Origin of the sequence: Streptomyces sp. NPDC058375 (assembly GCF_042723425.1) — a bacterium.
GTDB lineage: Bacteria > Actinomycetota > Actinomycetes > Streptomycetales > Streptomycetaceae > Streptomyces > Streptomyces durocortorensis.
On the sequence record NZ_JBHXJG010000317.1, the window covers coordinates 1 to 7,004 of the forward strand.

6 protein-coding genes are annotated in these 7,004 nt (G+C 70.6%); all 6 read right to left on the minus strand.

Annotation, left to right across the window (positions count from 1 at the left end; genetic code table 11):
* Positions 1 to 34 precede the first annotated feature (34 nt).
* Positions 35 to 1,813, minus strand: a complete 1,779-nt coding sequence (locus ACFWM7_RS31930; RefSeq protein ID WP_383267338.1) for an IucA/IucC family protein — start codon at positions 1,811 to 1,813, stop codon at positions 35 to 37.
* Complete coding sequence (locus ACFWM7_RS31935) at positions 1,810 to 2,379, minus strand: GNAT family N-acetyltransferase (RefSeq protein ID WP_383267340.1); 570 nt, start codon at positions 2,377 to 2,379, stop codon at positions 1,810 to 1,812. The genes ACFWM7_RS31930 and ACFWM7_RS31935 overlap by 4 nt, the downstream gene beginning before the upstream one ends.
* Positions 2,376 to 3,653, minus strand: coding sequence for a lysine N(6)-hydroxylase/L-ornithine N(5)-oxygenase family protein (locus tag ACFWM7_RS31940; RefSeq protein ID WP_383267343.1), 1,278 nt, complete (start codon positions 3,651 to 3,653; stop codon positions 2,376 to 2,378). The genes ACFWM7_RS31935 and ACFWM7_RS31940 overlap by 4 nt, the downstream gene beginning before the upstream one ends.
* A complete protein-coding gene (locus ACFWM7_RS31945) occupies positions 3,637 to 5,085 on the minus strand; it encodes a pyridoxal phosphate-dependent decarboxylase family protein (protein ID WP_383267346.1) in 1,449 nt (482 codons plus the stop codon). Before ACFWM7_RS31945 ends, ACFWM7_RS31940 begins: the two co-directional genes overlap by 17 nt.
* Before the next feature lie 183 nt (positions 5,086 to 5,268).
* Positions 5,269 to 6,108, minus strand: coding sequence for a siderophore-interacting protein (locus ACFWM7_RS31950; RefSeq protein ID WP_383267349.1), 840 nt, complete (start codon positions 6,106 to 6,108; stop codon positions 5,269 to 5,271).
* 80 nt (positions 6,109 to 6,188) lie between these two features.
* Positions 6,189 to 6,878 carry a GNAT family N-acetyltransferase gene (locus tag ACFWM7_RS31955; RefSeq protein WP_383267351.1) on the minus strand — a complete coding sequence of 230 codons (690 nt, stop codon included), beginning with the start codon at positions 6,876 to 6,878 and terminating at the stop codon, positions 6,189 to 6,191.
* Between the last annotated feature and the right edge of the window lie 126 nt (positions 6,879 to 7,004).

Consider the following 7,004-nt stretch of genomic DNA (forward strand, 5'->3'; position numbering starts at 1 on the left):
CCGTCCAGGGGCCGCCGCGCCACGGCGGCCGGGTTCAGAACCCGGCGATCGGGTTCTTCAGGCGTCCCACCAACTGCAAGGCGCCCGCAGGGTCGTTGAGGTCGACCATCTGCTGGTTGTTGCGCAGCTGGAGGCGGTTGAGACAGGAGAGCGCGAACTCCGGCTCGAAGAGGTCGTACTGCTGGAACTTCTCCGCGAGATACGGCACCGACTCCTGGTAGTCGCGCGCACAGGCGGCGACCGTCCGCCAGAAGGTGTCCTCGTCGAGGATGCCCTCGGTGGCCAGGCCCGCGCCCAGGAAGCGGAAGAAGCAGTCGAAGACGTCGGTGAAGACCGACAGCAGCTTCATGTCCTCGGGTACCTCGGCCCGGATCCGCTCGACCTGCGGCGGCAGTACCGCGTCCGGGTCCATCACCGCGATCTCCTCGGCGATGTCCTTGAAGACCGTGCGGGTGACGACCCCGTCCTCCACGACCAGGATCACGTTCTCGCCGTGCGGCATGTAGACCAGGTCGTAGGCGTAGAAGCTGTGCAGCACCGGCACCAGATAGGCGTCCAGGTAGTGCCGCAGCCACACCTGCGGATCCAGGCCCGACTCGGCGATCAGCACCCCGGCCACCGAGGCGCCCTCGTGGTCGGTGTGGAGCAGCGAGGCCATCGTCGCGACCCGCTCGCCCGGCTGGAGCCCCGGCACCGGGCTCTCGCGCCACAGGGCGGCCAGCATTTTCCGGTACGGGGAGCCCTTGGCGGTGGCCGCCTCGTAGGACCGGTGGTGGTAGCCGATCGCGGCCCGCTCCCGGATGATCGAGAACCGGGCCCCGCGCAGCAGGTCGTCGCGCTCGATCAGACCGGCCAGCCAGTCGTTGATCGCGGGCGTGGCCTCCATGTACGCGGCCGAAAGCCCGCGCATGAAGCCCATGTTGAGGACCGAGAGCGCCGTTTTGACGTAGTGCTTCTCGGGGTGGTCGGTGTTGAAGAAGGTGCGGATCGACTGCTGGGCGAGGTAGCCGTCCTCGCCCTCCCCGAGCACCACCAGGTGGCGTTCGGCCAGCTCTCCGGCGAAGGTCACCGCCAGCTTGTTCCACCATTGCCAGGGGTGGACGGGCAGCAGGAAGTAGTCGTCCGGGTCGAGGCCGAGCCCGCGCAGCGCGCCGGCGAACCGCTCCCGGGTCGCCTCGCTCAGCTCGTCCTTGACCAGCGCGTCGTAGTCGAGCCCTGCGCCCGCGGTGAAGGTGGCCCGCTCCCGGCGGGCGGCCAGCCAGACGAGCCGGATCGCGGAAGCCGCCTCGGGGGCGTACGCCCGGTACTCGTCCGCGCCGAAGCCGAGCCGCCCGTTGTTGGCGACGAAGCAGGGGTGGCCCTCGGTCATCCCGGTCTCGACGGCCTGGAAACCGGCGGCGACGAGCTGGCCGGAGGTGGCCGGTTCCTTGGTCAGTTTGTAGGCGGTTCCGGCCAGGGTGGAGGAGACCTCCTCCAGATAGACCGGCAGGACCTCCTCGGAGATCCCGAGGGTGTGCCGCAGCTCGATGAAGAACTCCAGCGTGTCCAGCGGGAGTTCGGAGCCGTGCCGGTGCCGCGTGATGGTCTCCGCCTCGACCTGCCAGTGGTCCAGGGCGAAGACGCGGGCGGTGAAACGGTACTCGGTGGAGGCGTCGTCGCTACGGACGGTGTAGCGGTCGTCGCCGAGCGGCGTGGGGCTCAGCAGCCGCTCGTGGCTGAATTCCGCCAGTGCTTTGCGGACGAGCAGTCGGTTTGCGGTGGCCCAGCGCCCCGGGGAGAGGTGGGCGACGCTGTCGGTGAGAGCGGTCGTCATCGGTCGTTTCCTCCGGTTGCTGCTTCGAACTGCTCACGGGTGCAGGCGCTGAGCAGTGCGTCCTTCTCCGGTTTGGCGATCTCGCGGAGCACCTCGAAACCGACGGCCTTGTTGAGGGCCTGGACGGCGCTGTTGGTCACGTCGGGCTCGACGACGACCCGGCGCACCGACGGGTCGGCGAACAGGAAATCCATCACGGCGGTGATCACGGCCCGGGTGAAGCCGTGCACCGGGGTGTCGGTGGGGGCGACCAGGAAGTGCATCCCGACATCGCCGGGCTCCGCCTCGTACAGCCCTTTCAGCTCGACCTCGGTGGGGTCGTACCGCTCGATCAGGAAGGCGGCCTCGCCGTCGTGCAGCCCGATGAACGCCTCGTGGTGCGGGTGGGCGGCGATGGACCGGTACTCCTGCTCCACGTCGGCGAGTGAGGCGTCGCCCATCAGCCAGAACGCGGCCTTGGGGTGGGTCACCCAGCCGTGCACCAGTGCGGCGTCGGCGGCGGGGTCCAGCGGTCGGACGCCGAACGTGCCGAGGGGGCCGGGGCGGTGTTTGTCGGGGTGGTTCATACGGCGAACTCCTGGAAGGCGATGGACTTCTCGACCGGGTAGACCTCACGGCCGAGCAGCTCGCCGATGATGTACGCGTTGCGGTAGGCGCCCATGCCGAGGTCGGGCGAGGTGATCGAGTGGGTGTGCACGGAGGCGTTCTGGAGGAAGACCCCGCGCCCGGTGGTGTCGATGCTGTAGTTGCGGGCCACGTCGAAGCGGCCCCGGCTGTCGTGGCGCAGCCGCCCGGCTATGGGTGCGAGGAAGGCGGGAGCCTCGTACCGGTAGCCGGTGGCGAGGATCAGGCCCTCGCTGGTGAGCTCGTAGTCCTTGCCCTGCTCCTCCTGGCGCAGCCCCAGGCTGTACGCGCCGCCCTCCTCGTCGTAACGAGCGCTGACGAGAGCGGAGTTGGTCAGCAGCCGGGTGGGCGCGGGACCGGACAGGTTCTTCTGGTAGAGCAGGTCGAAGATGGCGTCGATCAGCTCCCCGTCGATGCCCTTGAACAGCCCCTTCTGCCCGGTCTCCAGCCGGTAGCGGGTCTCCTCGGGCAGTGCGTGGAAGTAGTCGATGTACTCCGGGGAGGTCATCTCCAGCGTCAGCTTGGTGTACTCCAGCGGGAAGAACCGCGGGGAGCGGGTGACCCAGTTGAGCCGGTAGCCGTACGTGTCGATCTCGGCGAGCAGGTCGTAGTAGATCTCCGCCGCGCTCTGCCCGCTGCCGACCAGGGTGATCGACTTCTTCTTCTGGAGTTCGGCTTTCCCTTCCAGATAGCGCGAGTTGTGGATGAAGTCCCCGCCGAGCCCCTGGCAGGCGTCGGGGATGTGCGGCGGCGTTCCGGTGCCGAGGACGAGACGCCGGGAGCGGAACAGCTCACCGGACACGGTGCGCACGGTGTAGAGCTCGCTGCCCTCGTCGTACGTCACCGTCTCGACGGTCTCGTTGAACCGGATGCTGCTCAGTTTCCCGGCGGCCCAGCGGCAGTAGTCGTTGTACTCGGTCCGCAGCGGGTAGAAGTTCTCCCGGATGTAGAACGAGTAGAGCCTGCCGCGTTCCTTGAGGTAGTTGAGGAAGGAGTACGGCGAGGTCGGGTCGGCCATGGTGACCAGGTCCGACATGAACGGCGTCTGGAGATGGGCTCCTTCGAGGAACATCCCGGCGTGCCACTCGAAGTCCGGCTTGGACTCCAGGAAGACGCCGTCCAGTTCGTCTATCGGCTCGGTGAGGCAGGCGAGGCCGAGGTTGAACGGGCCGAGGCCGATCCCGATGAAGTCGTGGGGGTCAGGAAGCGCGGTCAAGGGAGTCTCCCAGGTACTTCTCGGCGTGGCCGGAGATCAGATCGAGGACCGTGGCGATGTCGTGCGCGGTCGTTTCGGGGTTGAGCAGGGTGAACTTCAGGTACTGGCGGTCGCCCACCTTGGTGCCCGCGACGATCGCCTCGCCGGAGGCGAACAGCGCCTTGCGGGCGTAGAGGTTGGCCCGGTCGATGTCGTCCGGGGAAGTGACGCCGGAGGGGACGTAGCGGAAGACGAGCGTGGAGAGCTGCGGCTCGACGACCACGTCGAAGCGCGGGTCGGCGGCGAGCAGCTGCCAGCCCTCGGCGGCCAGGTCGCAGACCTCGTCGAACAGCTCGCCGATGCCGTCGGCGCCCATGACGCGCAGCGTCATCCACAGCTTGAGCGCGTCGAACCGGCGGGTCGTCTGGAGGGACTTGTCGACCTGGTTGGGTATCCGCTCCTCGGCCATCCGGCGCGGGTTCAGATACTCCGCGTGGTACGTGGCGTGGCGCAGGGTCGCCCGGTCGCGGACCAGCACCGCCGACGAACTCACCGGCTGGAAGAAGGACTTGTGGTAGTCCACGGTCACCGAGTCGGCGTGGGCGATGCCTTGGAGCAGCCCGCCCCGCTCGCGGGAGGCGAGCAGCCCGCAGCCGTACGCGGCGTCCACGTGCATCCAGGTGGCGAACTGCTCGCAGAACGCGGCGATCTCGGGCAGCGGGTCGATGGACCCGAAGTCCGTGGTGCCGGCGGTGGCGACGACGGCCATCGGGACGGAGCCCTCGGCGACGCACTGTTCCAGCGCACGGGCCAGGGCCACGGTCTGCATGCGCTTGTCGCGGTCCACGGGGACGGAGACGACGGCGTCCGGGCCGAGGCCGAGCAGTTTGGCGGACTTCTGCACGCTGAAGTGGCTGCACTCGGAGGTGAAGATCCGCAGCCGGGTGAAGTGCTCCGGCCGGATCTTCGCCTCCTCCCGCGCCAGCAGCAGGGCCTGGAGGTTGGACTGCGTACCGCCGCTGGTGAAGATCCCGTCGGCGGCCGGGCCGAGCCCGATCCGCTCGGTGGTCCAGTCGATCAGCCGGCGCTCGATGAGGGTGCCGCCCGCGCTCTGGTCCCAGGTGTCCAGGGAGGAGTTGATCGCGGAGAGCACGGCCTCGCCGAGCACGGCGGGTATGACGACCGGGCAGTTGAGGTGGCCCAGGTAGCGGGGGTGGTGGAAGTAGACGGCGTCGCGGAGGTAGACCTCGCCGAGCTCGTCGAGGGCGGCGGCGGCGTCGCCCAGCGGCCGGTCGAGGTCGATCGCGTCGACGACGGGGGAGAGCTCGTCGACACCGACCCCGCTGAAGGGTCGCTCGGTGGCGGCGAGCGTGGCCGCGACCCGTTCCACGCCTGCGAAGACGGTGCTCCGATAGTGCTCCGCAGTCGTGTTGTTGAGCAGGTGCGAACGCATGAAGGGGTCCTCCCGGGTGAGGGGAACTTCATCGCGGCCCTCCGGGCAGGAAGAGGGTGCGAGGGCGCGATGTCGAAGTAAGGGGAGCCTAACCTAACTCGAAGTCGGCCGTTCCTCCCACCCCCGGCGGGTGCACTGCTTGTCCGCTTTGCCGCCCCTATTTCCCGCCCCTGTTTCCTGCCTCTATCGCGTTCCGCTGCCGCCGGTCTGCTCCTCGCTGAGCCCGCGCCGCCAGTACGCGGCGGACGTCACCCGCTCGGGGGCGAACCCGCGCTCCCGGACGAGGTGGTGGTGCAGCGCCCGCACCCCGGACGCCTCGCCCGCGATCCACGCGTACGGTGTGCCCCCGGGCAGCTCGGCGGCGCGTACGGCCTCCACCCCGCAGGCCGCCCCCTCGCTCCGGACGAGCCAGCCGATGCGGGCCTTCGCCGCGGTGTTCAGGGCCTGCCGGTCCTCGGTGCGCGGGACCTCCAGCCAGACCCGGGCCGGCAGCCCGGCGGGCAGCCACTCCAGGATGGCGGCCGCGGCGGGCAGGGCGGTCTCGTCGGCCCGGATCAGCACCCAGCCGGTGTCGGCCGGCGGCCGGAACCGTACGGCGGTGTTGTCCGCCACGGTGGGGCCCAGCACCCTGAGCCGGTCGCCGGGAGCGGCCGCTCGTGCCCAGCGGGAGGCGGGGCCGCCGTTACGGTGCAGCACGAAGTCGAGGTCGACCTCGGTGGAGCCGTCGGGCCGCAGACGCTGCGCCCGTACGGCGTACGACCGCGTCACGGCCCGTTCGCCCTCGGGTCGCACCGGCCCCGTGCCGCCCCCGCCCGCTGGGACGACCGCTCGGCCCGCGCTCGGACCGCCGGGCAGGACGACCGACAGGCTCTGGTCGCGCCCCCCGCCGCGCAGACCGTCGGCCCCCGGGCCGCCGAGCGTGACCCGGAGGATGGACGGGCCCAGCCGCCTCATCCGCAGGACGATCAGATCGAAGGGCCGGAACGGGGCGACTTCGGGGGCGGCGGCAGTCGTCGACGTCAACGGGGGCTCCTCCGGGACGGGCCGGAGCGGCGGGCGGACGGGCCCGGCTCCCGGCTGGGGCAATCCGGAGGAAGGTTAGCCTACCCTTGCCTGTTGGGGAGGGTGCTGGCCGTCGCGCCTTCGCCCCCTCCCACCCCGAACTCCGCCCGGCACTCTTCGAGCCCCTCCACGGTCACCTCCACACTCCGGTGCGCCTCCCACCGGGCCCGGTCCAGGCGCAGCCGCCGCAGGGTGGTGGGAGCCCCGCGCACGACTCCCGTCTCCAGGCCGTCGTCCGTGTACCCGAGCCGCCGCGAGACCCCGAGCGAACGGGGGTTGTCGGTCATGGCGGCGGACACGGCGTACCGCGCGCCGAGCCCGGCGAACGCGAGGTGGAGGGCCGCGGCGCGCATCTCCGTACCGATGCCCTGCCCCTGGTACGGGAGCCCGAGCCATGACCCGGTCTCCGCCTGCCGCCGCACCCCGAAGTCCCGCCCCATCAGGTCCTGCCGCCCGACGACCTTCCCCTCGTGGAGGACGGCCAGGCTGAGCGTCCAGTCCCGTACGGACCAGCCGGCGACGGTCCCCAGCAGATGCTGGAACACCGCGCGCGCCACCTCTTCGGGCTTTCCGTCGGTCCACGCCACGCTGAACGGCATCCGGCCCGGATCGTGCAGCCCGTGGGCCGCCACCGAGGCCAGCTCGTCGAGGAGTTCCAGTCCGGGCAGGCGCAGTTCGAGGCGCGGGGTGCGGAGGCGAAGCCCGTAGAGGGGCCAGTGGCGGGGGTCCATGACGGGACTCTGCCGGACGGGGCGGACGGGTGTCGACCGGTATTCGGGGCGGTGCGAGGCGCGGCGGCGGGGGGCATGGGACCGGTGCGAGGCGCGGCGGCGGGGGGTACGGCCGCCGGGTGTCTC

Coding starts and splice junctions, on each gene's coding strand:
- ACFWM7_RS31930 (WP_383267338.1), bottom strand. CDS start 1,813: ATGACGACCGCTCTCACCGACAGCGTCGCCCACCTCTCCCCGGGGCGC.
- ACFWM7_RS31935 (WP_383267340.1), bottom strand. CDS start 2,379: ATGAACCACCCCGACAAACACCGCCCCGGCCCCCTCGGCACGTTCGGC.
- ACFWM7_RS31945 (WP_383267346.1), bottom strand. CDS start 5,085: ATGCGTTCGCACCTGCTCAACAACACGACTGCGGAGCACTATCGGAGC.
- ACFWM7_RS31955 (WP_383267351.1), bottom strand. CDS start 6,878: ATGGACCCCCGCCACTGGCCCCTCTACGGGCTTCGCCTCCGCACCCCG.